The 14,933-nt window shown below is 72.7% G+C and carries 14 protein-coding genes; 11 read left to right on the top strand and 3 right to left on the bottom strand.

Annotated elements, in window-relative coordinates:
* Positions 1-103: 103 nt before the first annotated feature.
* The 3 genes from AOK03_RS00805 to AOK03_RS00795 all read left to right on the top strand — a co-directional run bounded on the left by AOK03_RS00805 (position 104) and on the right by AOK03_RS00795 (position 3,295).
* A complete protein-coding gene (locus AOK03_RS00805) occupies positions 104-952 on the top strand; it encodes a GNAT family N-acetyltransferase (protein ID WP_055563141.1) in 849 nt (282 codons plus the stop codon).
* 29 nt (positions 953-981) lie between these two features.
* On the top strand, positions 982-1,524 hold the full coding sequence (locus AOK03_RS00800) for a GNAT family N-acetyltransferase (RefSeq protein WP_055563140.1): 543 nt from the start codon (positions 982-984) through the stop codon (positions 1,522-1,524).
* A gap of 76 nt (positions 1,525-1,600) precedes the next feature.
* A complete protein-coding gene (locus AOK03_RS00795; protein ID WP_055563139.1) occupies positions 1,601-3,295 on the top strand; it encodes a proline--tRNA ligase in 1,695 nt (564 codons plus the stop codon).
* Positions 3,296-3,374: 79 nt separating this feature from the next.
* Here AOK03_RS00795 and AOK03_RS00790 read toward each other — a convergent pair whose 3' ends face one another.
* Genes AOK03_RS00790 through AOK03_RS00780 form a run of 3 tightly spaced genes read right to left on the bottom strand, consistent with a single transcriptional unit; the run spans position 3,375 to position 5,359 of the window.
* Positions 3,375-4,274, bottom strand: coding sequence for an aminoglycoside phosphotransferase family protein (locus AOK03_RS00790; RefSeq protein WP_055563138.1), 900 nt, complete (start codon positions 4,272-4,274; stop codon positions 3,375-3,377).
* A gap of 27 nt (positions 4,275-4,301) precedes the next feature.
* Positions 4,302-4,799 (bottom strand): ferritin-like domain-containing protein, encoded by a 498-nt coding sequence (locus tag AOK03_RS00785; RefSeq protein WP_055563137.1) that lies wholly within the window; start codon positions 4,797-4,799, stop codon positions 4,302-4,304.
* Entirely contained in the window at positions 4,796-5,359 is a 564-nt protein-coding gene (locus AOK03_RS00780) for a hypothetical protein (RefSeq protein ID WP_055563136.1), read from the bottom strand. Before AOK03_RS00780 ends, AOK03_RS00785 begins: the two co-directional genes overlap by 4 nt.
* 267 nt (positions 5,360-5,626) lie before the next feature.
* Between AOK03_RS00780 and rimP the strand changes: the two genes are divergently transcribed.
* The 8 genes from rimP to AOK03_RS00745 form a co-directional block, all read left to right on the top strand.
* A complete protein-coding gene (gene rimP, locus AOK03_RS00775; protein WP_055563135.1) occupies positions 5,627-6,127 on the top strand; it encodes a ribosome maturation factor RimP in 501 nt (166 codons plus the stop codon).
* A gap of 2 nt (positions 6,128-6,129) precedes the next feature.
* Positions 6,130-7,119, top strand: a complete 990-nt coding sequence (gene nusA, locus AOK03_RS00770) for a transcription termination factor NusA (protein ID WP_055563134.1) — start codon at positions 6,130-6,132, stop codon at positions 7,117-7,119.
* A 133-nt stretch (positions 7,120-7,252) separates the two neighbouring features.
* Entirely contained in the window at positions 7,253-7,531 is a 279-nt protein-coding gene (locus AOK03_RS40410; RefSeq protein ID WP_079074373.1) for a YlxR family protein, read from the top strand.
* A 158-nt stretch (positions 7,532-7,689) separates the two neighbouring features.
* Positions 7,690-10,797 (top strand): translation initiation factor IF-2, encoded by a 3,108-nt coding sequence (gene infB / locus AOK03_RS40405; protein ID WP_079074372.1) that lies wholly within the window; start codon positions 7,690-7,692, stop codon positions 10,795-10,797.
* Between the two features lie 156 nt (positions 10,798-10,953).
* On the top strand, positions 10,954-11,247 hold the full coding sequence (locus tag AOK03_RS00760) for a DUF503 domain-containing protein (protein ID WP_055563132.1): 294 nt from the start codon (positions 10,954-10,956) through the stop codon (positions 11,245-11,247).
* 50 nt (positions 11,248-11,297) lie between these two features.
* A complete protein-coding gene (rbfA, locus tag AOK03_RS00755) occupies positions 11,298-11,759 on the top strand; it encodes a 30S ribosome-binding factor RbfA (RefSeq protein WP_055563131.1) in 462 nt (153 codons plus the stop codon).
* Positions 11,756-12,664 carry a tRNA pseudouridine(55) synthase TruB gene (truB, locus tag AOK03_RS00750; protein WP_055563130.1) on the top strand — a complete coding sequence of 303 codons (909 nt, stop codon included), beginning with the start codon at positions 11,756-11,758 and terminating at the stop codon, positions 12,662-12,664. The genes rbfA and truB overlap by 4 nt, the downstream gene beginning before the upstream one ends.
* 251 nt (positions 12,665-12,915) lie before the next feature.
* Positions 12,916-14,933 (top strand): trypsin-like peptidase domain-containing protein (locus tag AOK03_RS00745; protein WP_167355564.1); only part of this gene is annotated, 2,018 nt, incomplete at its 3' end.

Raw genomic sequence — 14,933 nt, 5'->3', positions numbered from 1 at the left:
CCCCCCAACCCGGGACCCCAACGGACAAAAGGCGCCCCCGCACGAGGCGCCCCCGCCAGGTACAGTGCGGAGATCAGCAGACCGTATGGTGAGGCCCCCGCACGTGTTGACTCAGACCACCACCAGGGTCCTCGAACCGAGTGACCTCGACGCCGCGCTCGCCGTGCTCGACCGCGAGCCGGTCGCGAACGCCTTCGTGACCGCCCGCGTCCAGGTGGCGGGCCTCGACCCCTGGCGCCTCGGCGGCGAGATGTGGGGCTGGTACGAAGACGGCATGCTGGCCTCGCTCTGCTACGCGGGCGCCAACCTCGTCCCCATCTGCGCCACCCCGCGAGCCGTCCGCGGCTTCGCCGACCGCGCCCGCAGGTCCGGCCGCCGCTGCTCGTCCATCGTCGGCCCCGTCGAGTCCACCGCCCAGCTGTGGCGGCTCCTGGAGCCCTCCTGGGGCCCCGCCCGCGAGGTCCGTGCCCAGCAGCCCCTGATGGTCACCGACCGGCTCCCGGACGACATCGTCCCGGATCCGTACGTCCGTCGTGTCCGCAAGGACGAGATGGAGACGATCATGCCGGCGTGCGTGGCGATGTTCACCGAAGAGGTCGGCGTATCGCCGCTGGCCGGTGACGGCGGCCTCCTCTACCAGGCCCGCGTCGCCGAACTCGTCGGCTCCGGACGCTCCTTCGCCCGCCTCGACCGGGACGGCAAGGTCGTCTTCAAGGCGGAGATCGGCGCCGCCACCTCACAGGCCTGCCAGATCCAGGGGGTCTGGGTGGCCCCCGAGTACCGCGGCCGCGGCCTCGCCGCCCCCGGCATGGCGGCCGTCCTGCGCTACGCCCTCGCGGACGTCGCCCCCGTGGCCAGCCTGTACGTCAACGACTTCAACACCGCGGCCAGGGCGGCCTACCGAAGGGTGGGCTTCCAGGAGGTCGGCGCCTTCATGAGCGTCCTGTTCTGAACGCGGGCAACGCGAAGTAGGGTCGCCCCATGACAGACGATGTCGTGATCGCGCCGCTCGACCTCGCCGCGCGCGTGGACGACGCACTGCGGGTCCAGGCCCACGCCTTCGGACTGAGCGAGGACGAAGTGGCCGTCCGGCGGCAGATCGTCCTGCGACACCTCACCTACCCGGGCGCCCGCGCGTTCGGCGCGACCACCCCGGACGACCGGCTCGTCGGCTTCGTCTACGGCATGCCCAACAGCCGGGGCCACTGGTGGTCGACGGTCGTCGAGCCGTACCTGCGCAGCCGGAACCTGGACGGCTGGCTGGACGACTCCTTCGTCATCACCGAGCTCCACGTGCACCCGGGCCACCAGAACCGCGGCATCGGACGCGCCCTCATCACGACGATCACCGAGGGCGTTCCCGAGCCCCGCTCGATCCTCTCCGCGATCGACGTCGAGAGCCCGGCCCGCGGCCTGTACCGCTCCCTCGGATACGCGGACCTGGCCCGCCGCGTCCTGTTCCCCAGCGCCGCCAAGCCGTACGCCGTGATGGGCGCCCCGCTGCCCCTGCCGAAACGGCCCTGAGCCGTAACCGATTTCCGCCCGCCCCCGGCCCCCGGATAACCTCCTGCACACCAACCTTTCGCAGCAGGAGTTCACCATGGCCCAGGTCCAGCGCATGTCCCGACTGATGGCGAAGACCTTGCGCGACGACCCGGCGGACGCCGAGGTGCTGAGCCACAAACTCCTCGTCCGCGCCGGTTACGTGCGCCGCACCGCCGCCGGTGTCTGGTCCTGGCTGCCGCTGGGCAAGAAGGTCCTCGCCAACGTCGAGCGCGTCGTACGCGAGGAAATGGACGCCATGGGCGCCCAGGAGGTCTCGCTGCCCGCCCTGCTGCCCAAGGAGCCGTACGAGGCGACCGGCCGCTGGACCGAGTACGGCGCGGAGCTGTTCCGGCTCAACGACCGCAAGGGCGGCGACTACCTCCTCGGCCCCACCCACGAGGAGATCTTCACCCTCCTGGTCAAGGACCAGTGCACGTCCTACAAGGACCTGCCGGTGACCCTCTACCAGATCCAGACCAAGTACCGCGACGAGGCCCGCCCCCGCGCCGGCATCCTGCGCGGCCGCGAGTTCCTGATGAAGGACTCGTACTCCTTCGACCTGGAGGACGAGGGCCTCGCCCAGTCGTACGCCCTGCACCGCGCCGCGTACCAGAAGATCTTCCAGCGCCTCGGTCTCGACTACCGCATCTGCGCCGCCACCGCGGGCGCCATGGGCGGCTCGAAGTCGGAGGAGTTCCTCGCCCCCGCCGCGGCCGGCGAGGACACCTTCGCCGACTGCCCGAACTGCGACTACGCGGCGAACACCGAGGCCGTCTCCTTCGCCCTGACGCCGGTGGACGCCGCCGACGTCCCCGCGCTCGAGGAGATCCCGACCCCGGACACCCCGACCATCGAGACGCTCGCCGCGCACCTCGGCGTCGAGGCCTCCGCCACGCTCAAGAACCTCCTCGTGAAGGTCGACGGCGAGATCGTCGCCGTCGGCGTCCCCGGCGACCGCGAGGTCGACCTGGACAAGGTCGAGGCCCACTTCGCCCCGGCCGCCGTCGAGCTGGTCACGGCCGCGGACTTCGAGGGCCGCGACGACCTCGTGCGCGGCTACGTCGGCCCGCAGGGCCTGGAGAAGGTCCAGTACCTCGCCGACCCGCGCGTCGCCCCCGGCACCGCCTGGATCACCGGCGCCAACAAGGACGGCGTGCACGCCAAGAACGTCGTCGCGGGCCGTGACTTCGAGGTCGACACGTACGTCGACGTGGTCGTCGTCCAGGAGGGCGACCCGTGCCCGAACTGCGGCACCGGCCTCAAGCTGGACCGCGCCATCGAGATCGGCCACATCTTCCAGCTGGGCCGCAAGTACGCCGACGCCTTCCAGCTCGACGTGCTCGGCAAGGAGGGCAAGCCGGTCCGCGTGACCATGGGCTCGTACGGCATCGGTGTCTCGCGCGCCGTCGCCGCCCTCGCCGAGCAGCACGCCGACGACAAGGGGCTGATCTGGCCGGAGGAGATCGCCCCGGCCGACGTCCACGTGGTCGCGGCCGGGAAGGCCCTGCAGACCGAGCTGGCGCTTGAGGTCTCCGACAAGCTGGCCGCCGCCGGTGTCCGGGTCCTGGTCGACGACCGTCCCGGCGTCTCGCCGGGCGTGAAGTTCACCGACTCCGAGCTGATCGGCGTGCCGAAGATCCTGGTCGCGGGCCGCCGCTCGGCCGACGGCGTCGTCGAGCTCAAGGACCGTCGCACGGGCGAGCGCGAGGAGCTCCCGGTCGACGAGGCGATCGCCCGCCTGACGGCCTGACGACAGCCGCAGAGGGCGCACCCCGTCGTACGGGGTGCGCCCTCGCGCGTACTCACGAGGCCTGTCGCGGCAAGGCCCGCTACAGCCAGCCCGCGAACTCCAGCAACAGCTCAGCGTCCTGCGGCCGCCCCACCCGCAGCGCCCGGACGCCCGACTCGACGGCCCGGAACAGCGTCCAGCCCCGCAGCCGCTCCTGCTCGACCTCCAGGGACTCCGCCAGCTTCTTCACGCGCCGCCGCGTGATCGAGGCGCCCGACGGCGACGCGATCAGGTCCTCCACCCGGTCACGGACCAGCCGCGCGAGGTCGAAGGCGGGCTCACCGACCACCGGGTCGGGCCCCACGGCCAGCCACGGCAGCCGGTCCCCGGCGAGGACCTTGCTCTGCCGGAACGTGCCGTGCAGCAGCCGCGGCCGCACGCTCGCCGCCAGCAGCTCGTCCCGGGCCGCGAGCGCCGCGTCGACCAACGGCGCGACATCCGCGTCGGCCGCGGCGGACGCCCGCATCGCGTCGGCCTGCCGCCCCGTCCGCTCGGCGACCGTCTCGAAGCGGTGCCCTGCGGGCGGCTCCACCCACAGCCTGCGCAGCGTCCCCGCCGCCTCCAGGAGCGCCTTGGCCTCGGGCAGCGACCGCACGGACACGTCCCGGTGCAGCCGTTCCAGGAGCAGCGCCCCGTCAGAGAGCTCGGGGTCGAGCAGGCGTGCGGCGCCCAGGCCGTTCCAGTGGGCGAGTGCCGCGCGCTCGCTCTCCGGGCGAGACCGGGGCGGCACGAGCTTCAGCACGGCGGGAGTGTCGTCGGCCCGCCGCACCAGCAGCACGAGGCTGCTGCGGCCACCGGGGACGTGCGTCCGCTCGACGGTCAACTCGCGTAGAGCGACGGACTGTTCGACTGCCTCGGGCAGCTTTTCCAGCCAGTCGTCGCCGTCCTGCGCCGTCTCGCCGAGTGCTGTGACGAGGCGCCGCGGCGGTTCGAAAGCCATGCGCGAGTCGTTCCCTTCCTGAGCGCGTTACGCCTTGGGTGTCGCCGCCGCGGACGACGGTGTCGACCGCTCGGCGAGCCCAGGGAAGGCTACGCTCCCGCCGCGCCACCGTGCCGCACGGACCGCCGCCTCCCGCAGCGCGCGGGCCGCGGTGGCCCGCCGGGTGCCCGAGGTGGCGCGGACGAGATCGGAGTAGACGCCCGCGACCCGGTTCTCCAGCTCCGTGGCGAGCCGGACGGCCGCTGCGGAATCCGGCACCGGGAAGGGCAGCGAGTACGCGGCGTCCGCGGACTGCGGCTCGCCGCCGAGGTCGCGCACCGCGCGCTGCAGCTCGTCGCGCCGGGCGCGGTGCGCGTCGTACGCCGTGCGTGCCTCGGCCCTGCGCTTGTCGCCGATCCGGCCGCCGACGACCCCGTAGCCGTACACGGCGGCGTGCTCGGCGCCCAGAGCGGCCTGCAGGGCCTTCAGCTCCTCGTCCTTCGAGGTCTCGCGCGTGCCCGACCCCTTCGTGTGCGTGTCGCTCACTTCTCGTCCTCCGGCTCCGTCAGCAGGTACGCGTGGGCCGCGCCCGCCGCGGCCACGGAGGCGAGCAGCCTGCCCTCCTCGGCCGGGGCGTCGACCAGGGCGTCGTCCCGGCGGTCGGCCAGCTTCCGCTCGGCCTCGGCGAGCTCGCGCAGGGCCTTCTCGGGGTCCTTGGCCACGGAGGGCGACGGCGCCGCGGAAGCGGACGCGGACGAGGACGCCGAGGGGGAGGGGGCCACAGCGGCGGAGCTCTCGGAGCGGTTGCCGCCGCCCTCGAAGGCCTCCGCGTGCTGCTTCACCTCGGCCCGCAGCGGCCCGAGCCGCGCGGCGAGCGAGGGGTGCGCCGCGAGCACGGCGTCGTACCGCCCGAGGAGTTCCCTGCTGTCCTTCGCCGCCGCGGCGCGCAGGCGCCGGGTGGCGGACGGACGCTCGTCGGCGTCGGAGTCGGCGGAGTCCGTGCAGCCCGCGAGCAGCGCCGCGGAGGCGACGCCGGCGGCCCCGGTGAGCAGACTCCTTCGGCGCGGTCCCGGACGGGATCGCGGGGCGGTGAGATACGACGGCACGGCAGACGTCCTCGGAAGGAAGGCCAAAAGGCGCGAGCGAGAAGGGTGTGGAAGGGAACGGAAAGGAGCAGAAGGGCAGATCGATGGGCACGGGCCCGGTGATCACCGTACCTTCGGACCGCCCCGGCACCCGCGAGCGGCTCGGAACGGAGCGCCGCATCGTCCCGTTCGTGGGCGGCAACACCCCTTCGGACCGGATACCCTTTGACCTGACACGCAGACTTGCAACGCACCCACAACAGCACACGCGGCCGAGGAGTCACCCGGATGAGCACCACCCAGAGCGAGAGGCTGCGGCAACTACTGGAACCGCTCGTCACCTCGCAGGACCTGGATCTCGAAGAGATCGAAGTGGCCTCCGTCGGGCGCAAGCGGGTGCTGAGAGTCGTCATCGACTCCGAGGACGGCGTGGACCTGGACGCGATCGCGGAAGTGAGCCGCGTGCTCTCCGCGAAGCTCGACGAGACGGACGCCATGGGCGAGGGGGAGTACGACCTGGAGGTCGGATCCCCCGGCGCCGAGCGGGCCCTCACCGAGCGCCGTCACTACGTGCGTGCCGTGAACCGCCTGGTGAAGTTCCAGCTGACCGAGGGCGGCGGCGAGCTGACCGCCCGCATCCTCACCGTGGACGACGAAGGCCTCGACCTCGAAGTGCCCGGCGTGAAGGGCCGCAGGCCCACCTCCCGCCGCCTCGCCTTCGACGAGATCGACAAGGCGCGCGTGCAGGTCGAGTTCAACCGCAAGGACAAGAAGGAAGAGGAGGCGTAGCCGTGGACATCGACATGAGTGCCCTGCGGGGTCTGGTCCGGGAGAAGGAGATCTCCTTCGACCTCCTCGTCGAGGCGATCGAGTCGGCCCTCCTCATCGCCTACCACCGCACCGAGGGAAGCCACCGCCGCGCGCGCGTGAAGCTCGACCGTGACAGCGGACACGTGACGGTCTGGGCGAAGGAAGAGCCGGACGACCTCGAGGAGGGCCAGGAGCCCCGCGAGTTCGACGACACCCCGTCCGACTTCGGCCGCATCGCCGCGACCACCGCGAAGCAGGTCATCCTGCAGCGGCTGCGCGACGCCGAGGACGACGCGACGCTCGGTGAGTACGCCGGGCGCGAGGGCGACATCGTCACCGGCGTGGTCCAGCAGGGCCGCGACCCGAAGAACGTGCTGGTCGACATCGGCAAGCTGGAGGCCATCCTGCCGGTGCAGGAGCAGGTGCCCGGCGAGCAGTACCCCCACGGCATGCGCCTGCGCAGCTACGTCGTCCGGGTGGCCAAGGGCGTCCGCGGCCCGTCCGTGACGCTGTCGCGCACGCACCCGAACCTGGTGAAGAAGCTCTTCGCGCTGGAGGTCCCGGAGATCGCCGACGGTTCCGTCGAGATCTCGGCCATCGCCCGCGAGGCCGGCCACCGCACCAAGATCGCGGTCCGCTCGACGCGCTCGGGCCTCAACGCCAAGGGTGCCTGCATCGGCCCCATGGGCAGCCGGGTGCGCAACGTCATGGGCGAGCTCAACGGCGAGAAGATCGACATCGTCGACTGGTCCGACGACCCGGCCGAGATGGTCGCCCACGCGCTCTCCCCGGCCCGCGTCAGCAAGGTCGAGGTCGTCGACCTCGGCGCCCGCTCGGCCCGGGTGACCGTGCCCGACTACCAGCTGTCGCTGGCGATCGGCAAGGAGGGGCAGAACGCCCGCCTGGCCGCGCGCCTCACCGGCTGGCGCATCGACATCAGGCCCGACACGGAGCAGCCCGGCGACCAGTAGCGGGACCGGCGGCGGGGCCGTCCCGGGAATAAATTCCGGGCGGCCACCGCTTCGATCACGACAGTATGTGGCGAGTAGCCGTTCGATTCTTCCCCCAAAGGGGTGAGGTCGGTGCGGGGAGGTAGACTTAAGCGTGTCTGGCCGGACGCATGCCCGCGCATGCCCTGAGCGCACCTGTGTGGGGTGCCGGGAGCGAGCGGCCAAGAGCGATCTGCTGCGCATCGTGGCGAAAGAGGGCGCCTGCGTCCCCGATCCAAGCGGTACGCTGCCCGGCCGGGGTGCGTATGTACACCCCGCCCTGGTCTGTCTAGACCTGGCGGTCCGCCGCCGGGCGTTCCCGCGGGCCTTTCGAGCCCAGGGACCGCTCGACACGGAGGCGTTGCGCCGGGCTGTCACGACAGTTGCCCAGTAGGCAACACCGTAAGACGTGGGCGCACGGAACCCCGTGTGGCCCTGGTACCCCGCGAGTTGGAAGTAGGTCGAGATTGCGATGAGCACTCGATGAGCACGCGATGAGTACGCCCATGAAGTAGCGACGGTCCGGCGTAACCCGGACCTAAAAGGAGCGAAGTGGCTAAGGTCCGGGTATACGAGCTCGCCAAGGAGTTCGGCGTAGAGAGCAAGGTCGTCATGGCCAAGCTCCAAGAACTCGGTGAATTCGTACGTTCGGCGTCCTCGACGATCGAGGCGCCGGTGGTACGCAAACTGACTGACGCATTGAACCAGGGCGGTGGCAACGGCAAGTCCGCCGCCAAGCCCGGGGCGCCGCGCAAGCAGGCCGCCCCCAAGCCGCCGTCCCCCACGGGTTCGGCGTCCCCCTCTCCCGCGCAGGCCGCCCGTCCGGGTCCGGCCGCGCCGAAGCCGCCGGCGCCCAAGCCCGCCGCGGCCGAGAAGCCCGCGGCCCCCGCGACGCCGGGCCCGCGCCCGGCGCCCGGCCCCAAGCCGCCGGCCCCCAAGCCCGCGCCGGCCTCGCCGGCTCCGGCCGCCCCGGAGTTCACCGCTCCGCCGGCCGCGCCCGCGGCTCCCGCGGCTCCGTCCGGCCCGCGCCCCGGCGCCCGTCCGGGCCCCGGCGCCCCGAAGCCCGGTGGCCGTCCGGCCCCCGGTCAGGGCCAGGGTCAGGGTCAGGGCCGTGGTGACCGCGGCGACCGTCAGGGTGCCCCGCGCCCCGGCGGCCAGGGTGGCGCCCCGCGTCCCGGTGGCGCCCGTCCCTCGGGTCCGCGCCCGGGCAACAACCCCTTCACCTCTGGTGGCTCCACCGGCATGGCGCGCCCGCAGGCGCCCCGTCCGGGCGGTGCCCCGCGTCCCGGCGGCCAGGGTGGCCCCGGTGGCGCCCCGCGCCCGCAGGGCCAGGGCGGCCCCGGTGGCGCTCCCCGTCCGCAGGGTCAGGGCGGCGCCCGTCCGACCCCGGGCGGCATGCCTCGCCCGCAGGGCGGCGCTCCGCGTCCCGGCGGCGGTCCCGCCGGTAACCGTCCGAACCCGGGCATGATGCCGCAGCGTCCCGCCGCGGGTCCGCGTCCCGGCGGTGGCCCCGGCGGCGGCCGTGGTCCCGGCGGCGGCGGTCGCCCGGGTGGCGGCGGCGGTCGTCCCGGTGGCGGCGGCTTCGCGGGTCGTCCCGGTGGCGGTGGCGGCGGCTTCGCCGGCCGTCCCGGCGGTCCGGGTGGCGGCGGTGCCGGTCGTCCCGGTGGCGGCGGCGGCTTCGGCGGTCGTCCCGGCTTCGGTGGCCGTCCCGGTGGTCCCGGTGCCCGTGGTGGCACGCAGGGTGCCTTCGGCCGTCCCGGCGGGCCCGCCCGTCGTGGTCGCAAGTCGAAGCGGCAGAGGCGCCAGGAGTACGAGGCCATGCAGGCCCCGTCGGTGGGCGGCGTCATGCTGCCTCGCGGCAACGGACAGACCGTCCGCCTGTCGCGCGGTGCCTCGCTGACCGACTTCGCGGAGAAGATCAACGCGAACCCGGCGTCGCTCGTCGGCGTGATGATGAACCTCGGCGAGATGGTCACCGCCACGCAGTCCGTCTCCGACGAGACGCTGAAGCTCCTCGCCGAAGAGATGAACTTCGTGCTGGAGATCGTCAGCCCGGAGGAGGAGGACCGCGAGCTCCTCGAGTCGTTCTCCATCGAGTTCGGCGAGGACGAGGGCGGCGAGGAAATGCTCGTCTCCCGTCCGCCGGTCGTGACCGTCATGGGTCACGTCGACCACGGTAAGACCCGACTTCTGGACGCGATCCGCAAGACGAACGTCGTTGCGGGCGAGGCCGGCGGTATTACGCAGCACATCGGTGCGTACCAGGTCGCCACCGAGGTCAACGGCGAAGAGCGCGCCATCACCTTCATCGACACCCCCGGTCACGAGGCGTTCACCGCCATGCGTGCCCGTGGTGCGAAGTCCACCGACATCGCGATCCTCGTGGTCGCGGCGAACGACGGTGTGATGCCGCAGACGATCGAGGCGCTGAACCACGCCAAGGCGGCCGACGTGCCGATCGTGGTCGCGGTCAACAAGATCGACGTCGAGGGTGCCGACCCGACCAAGGTGCGCGGTCAGCTCACCGAGTTCGGTCTGGTGGCCGAGGAGTACGGCGGCGACACGATGTTCGTCGACATCTCCGCGCGCCAGGGCCAGAACATCGAGCAGCTGCTCGAGGCCGTGGTCCTGACCGCGGACGCCTCGCTCGACCTGCGGGCCAACCCGGAGCAGGACGCGCAGGGCATCGCGATCGAGGCCCACCTCGACAAGGGCCGCGGCGCCGTCGCGACCGTCCTCGTCCAGCGCGGTACCCTCCGCGTCGGCGACACGATGGTCGCCGGTGACGCGTACGGCCGAGTCCGCGCGATGCTCGACGACAAGGGCGAGAACGTGGAGGAGGCGACCCCGTCGACTCCGGTCCTCGTGCTCGGTCTCACCAACGTCCCGGGCGCCGGCGACAACTTCCTGGTCGTCGACGAGGACCGTACGGCCCGTCAGATCGCCGAGAAGCGTGCCGCCCGTGAGCGCAACGCCGCGTTCGCCAAGCGCACCCGCCGGGTGTCCCTCGAGGACCTCGACCAGGTGCTCAAGGCGGGCCTGGTCCAGGACCTCAACATCATCATCAAGGGCGACGCGTCCGGTTCGGTGGAGGCTCTCGAGTCCTCGCTGCTCCAGCTCGACGTCGGCGAAGAGGTCGACATCCGCGTCCTGCACCGCGGTGTGGGTGCGGTCACCGAGTCCGACATCGACCTGGCGATGGGCTCCGACGCCATCGTCATCGGCTTCAACGTCCGTGCGGCCGGCCGTGCCGCGCAGATGGCGGAGCGCGAGGGCGTCGACGTCCGCTACTACTCGGTGATCTACCAGGCCATCGAGGAGATCGAGGCGGCCCTCAAGGGCATGCTCAAGCCGGAGTACGAGGAGGTCGAGCTCGGCACCGCGGAGATCCGCGAGGTCTTCCGCTCGTCCAAGCTCGGCAACATCGCGGGTGTCCTCATCCGTTCCGGCGAGGTCAAGCGCAACACCAAGGCCCGACTGCTGCGCGATGGCAAGGTCATCGCGGAGAGCCTCAACATCGAGGGTCTGCGCCGCTTCAAGGACGACGTCACCGAGATCCGCGAAGGCTTCGAGGGCGGTATCAACCTCGGCAACTTCAACGACATCAAGATCGACGACGTCATCGCGACGTACGAGATGCGCGAGAAGCCGCGCGGCTGATCAGTTCACTGATCTGATCCGCTCGGTGCAGTGTCGGGGCCGGTCGACGGGGGAAATCCCGTCGATCGGCCCCGGCCGTTCCGTGTACGGTTCTTGTGTCCCTGCCAAGTGGTTGGTGGGGCCTCGAACCCGTACCGGCGGGACATCCGGACACACATGTATGTGGGGACTCTGTCCTTCGATCTGCTCCTCGGCGACGTACATTCGCTGAAGGAGAAACGCTCCGTCGTCCGTCCGATCGTCGCCGAGCTCCAGCGCAAATACGCGGTGAGCGCGGCGGAAGTGGGCGGTCAGAACCTGCACCGGAGAGCCGAGGTAGGCCTCGCCGTGGTGTCCGGCGACGCGGGCCATCTCAACGACGTACTGGACCGGTGCGAGCGCCTCGTCGCCGCCCGGCCCGAAGTGGAGCTGCTGTCGGTGCGACGGCGGCTGCACGGCGACGATGATTGAACACAGCAAGACAAGCCCAGGGAATGCCCGGGGATAAGGGAGACGGAGCAGTGGCCGACAACGCGCGGGCGAAAAGGCTGGCGGACCTCATTCGAGAGGTGGTTGCTCAGAAGCTGCAGCGCGGGATCAAGGACCCGCGGCTCGGAACGCACGTGACGATCACGGACACCCGGGTGACCGGTGACCTGCGGGAGGCCACGGTCTTCTACACGGTCTACGGCGACGACGAAGACCGCGCGGCGGCCGCCGCGGGCCTGGAGAGCGCCAAGGGCGTGCTCCGGTCGGCGGTCGGACAGGCCGCGGGCGTGAAGTTCACGCCGACCCTGTCCTTCGTCGCGGACGCCCTGCCGGACAACGCGCGGGCCATCGAGGACCTGCTCGACAAGGCACGGCTGTCCGACGCCAAGGTGCGGGAGGTCTCGGCCGGCGCCGACTTCGCCGGTGAGGCGGACCCGTACCGCAAGCCCGAGGACGCAGAGGCAGACGAGACGGACGGCGACGCCCGCGCATGAGCAACAGCAGCACCACAACGCCGGACGGCCTTGTCATCGTCGACAAGCCGTCCGGCTTCACTTCGCACGACGTGGTGGCCAAGATGCGCGGGATCGCCAAGACCCGCCGCGTCGGGCACGCGGGCACCCTCGACCCCATGGCGACGGGCGTCCTCGTGCTCGGTGTCGAACGCGCCACCAAGCTCCTCGGCCACCTCGCGCTGACCGAGAAGGAGTACCTGGGCACCATCCGCCTCGGGCAGAACACGCTCACCGACGACGCCGAGGGCGAGATCACCTCGTCGGCCGACGCCTCGAAGGTCACGCGTACGGCCATAGACGCGGGCATCGCCAAGCTGTCCGGCGACATCATGCAGGTGCCGTCGAAGGTCAGCGCCATCAAGATCGACGGCAAGCGGTCGTACGCCCGCGCCCGCAAGGGCGAGGACTTCGAGATCCCGGCCAGGCCCGTGACGATCTCCGCCTTCACGGTGTACGACGTCCGTGACGCCGTCGCCGAGGACGGCACGCCCGTGCTCGACCTGGTCGTCTCGGTCGTCTGCTCCTCGGGTACGTACATCAGGGCCATCGCCCGCGACCTCGGCGCCGACCTCGGCGTCGGCGGTCACCTGACCGCGCTGCGCCGCACCCGCGTCGGCCCGTACAAGCTCGACACGGCGAAGACCCTCGACCAGCTCCAGGAGGAGCTGACCGTGATGCCCGTGGCCGAGGCCGCGGGCCGGGCCTTCCCGCGCTGGGACGTGGACGAGAAGCGCGGCCGGCTGCTCCTCAACGGCGTCCGGATCGACATGCCCGAGGAGTACGCGGGCGTGGGCGCCGTCGCCGTCTTCGACCCGGAGGGCCGCTTCCTGGTCCTGGCGGAGGAGTCGCGCGGCAAGGCCAAGAGCCTGGCCGTCTTCGCCTGACACGCCGTCTGCGCGTGCCGTTTTCGCGTGTCCTCTTCGCGTGACATGTAGTGAAGCGGCGGACCCCGGTCCGCCGCTTCACGATCCCCCCTCTAGAGGTCTATCCACCGACACGCGCCCATTCACCCCTTCGGGCAGGCGCTCGGAGTGAACCGAGGGGTCGGAAGGGGGCGCGTTCGCGTTGCCTCCTGTCCCGCTGATCACCCCCGACCTACGGTCGGAGTAACGGGGCACGGCGGGGAGGTTCGAGCATGGCGGGACGCGGCCGGGACGGCTTCTCGGTTCCGGCGCCGGAGCCGTCCCTGGTGCGGGTGTGCGATCTCGCCGGGCGGCCGCGGGGCACGGGGTTCGCCGCCGACGATCACGGCACGGTCGTCACCAGCCACGAAGCGGTCGACGGGCTCGCCCGGATCGTCCTGCACGCGCCGGGCGAGCGCACCTGCGTGGTGCCCGCCGAGGCCGTGGTGGCGCTGCCCGGCACCGATCTCGCGCTCGTCCGCACCGAAGGCCTCGGACTGCGGCCCCTGCCCGTCTCCGCGCGGGATTCCGTGGCGACCGGCACCTATGTGCGGATCGCCGCGCGCGGCTGGCGCGAGGCGCGGGTCCTCGGCACCTCGGCGGTCACGTACACGGCGACGGACCGCTTCCATCTGGTCGGCGCCGCCCTGGAACTGGCGATCGGCACGGACGGCGCCGACGCGCTGCGGCTCGGCGGCGGTGCCGCGGGCGGGCCCGTCGTGGACGCCTCGACCGGCGCCGTGCTCGCCGTCCTCGGCACCGCCCTGCTGCCCCAGAGCCCCGAGCCCCCCGCGCCCGACCAGGACGTCTGCGCGCACCGTCCGGCGGGCTACGCGGTGTCGCTGACGGACGCGGCCGCCGCCGACCCGGGCGGGCCGCTCGCCGAGCTGCTCGCGTGCAACGCAGCGACCGTGCCCGCGTACGGCGCGGACCTCAACCTCGCGGGCGCGCTGCACCTCACCGCCACCTCGGCGGGCTCCGACGGCCCGCTCACCCCGCCCCAGGAACCGGTCGAACGGCCCGACACGGCACGGGAGTTCGCCGCCTTCGAGGCGGGGGCCGCGCAGGTGCTCGGACTGGTCGGCGACCCCGGCACGGGCCGCACCACGGAACTGTCCGCGCTCGCCGCGCGACGGGCCAGGGGCGCCGAGCCCGCCCCCACCCTCTGGCTGCGCGGCGCCGATCTGCGGGCCACGGACGCCTCCGTGGCCGACGCGGTGGAGCGGGCGCTCGACCGCGTCGGACGCATCCTCACGGCCTCCGAGGAGGAGCCGCGGGACCAGGGCCTCGGCGACCTCTCGGCGGGCCGGGTGGCCCGGCTCGTGCGGGACGCCGGGCGGCCGCTGCTCCTCCTGCTCGACGGCCCCGAGGAGATGCCCGCCGCGCTCGCCCACCGCCTCGCGCAGTGGAGCGACGGCACGGCCCGGTGGCTGCGGGACACGGGCGCGCGGCTCGTCGTCGCCTGCCGCGCGGAGTACTGGGAACAGGCCGGTGCCCACTTCGAGGCGGCGTCGCTGCACACGGCGGCCGACGGCGCGGAGCTCCCCGGCTGCGTACGCATCGGGGACCTCCCGGAGCCGCAGGCCCGCCGGGCCCGCGCGCGGTACGGCATTCCGGACGGCGCACTGGCCGCCGCCGACGCGCGGCATCCGCTGGCCCTGCGGCTGCTCTCCGAAGTGCGGGGCGCCCGGCCGGACGCCCCGCCGCCGGGCACCCCGGGCCGCGAGGAGGTCTTCGGCGCCTATCTGGACCTGCTGTGCCTGCGGATCGCGGTGCGGCTCGCGGCCGCGAACGGACTGCGCGGGAGCGCCGTGCGGCGCCTCGCGGCGACCGTGTCCGGCCAGGTCCACGAGGCGGCACGGCGCTGTCTCGGGCCCGGCCAGGGGGAGCTGGACACGGCGTCCTTCGAAGCGGTCTTCCCGTGGGGAGCGCTGCCGGGCAAGGGCGGGGTGCCGGGCAAGGGCGGCGGAAAGGGGCTCCACGGCTGTACGGGATGGGCGTCGGCGGTGCTCACGGAAGGGCTGCTGGTGCCCGCGGGGAGCGGCTACCGCTTCGCGCACGAGGAGGTGGCCGACTGGATCCAGGGGACGCACCTGGATGTGGACGGCGCCCTGACGGCACTGGTCCACCGGCACAGGAGCACGACACGGGACGCGGCGGTCCCGGCCCAGCGGCGACGCGGGCAAGCCGCCTCCGCCGCCGGTACCACCACCACTGCCGCTGCCCGCCCGCTGCCGGTGCCGCGGCACCG

It is taken from the genome of Streptomyces atriruber (genome assembly GCF_001418325.1).
Taxonomy (GTDB): Bacteria; Actinomycetota; Actinomycetes; order Streptomycetales; family Streptomycetaceae; genus Streptomyces; species Streptomyces atriruber.
Note: the sequence above shows the minus strand (reverse complement) of the source record. Positions and strands in the feature narration are given on the sequence as shown.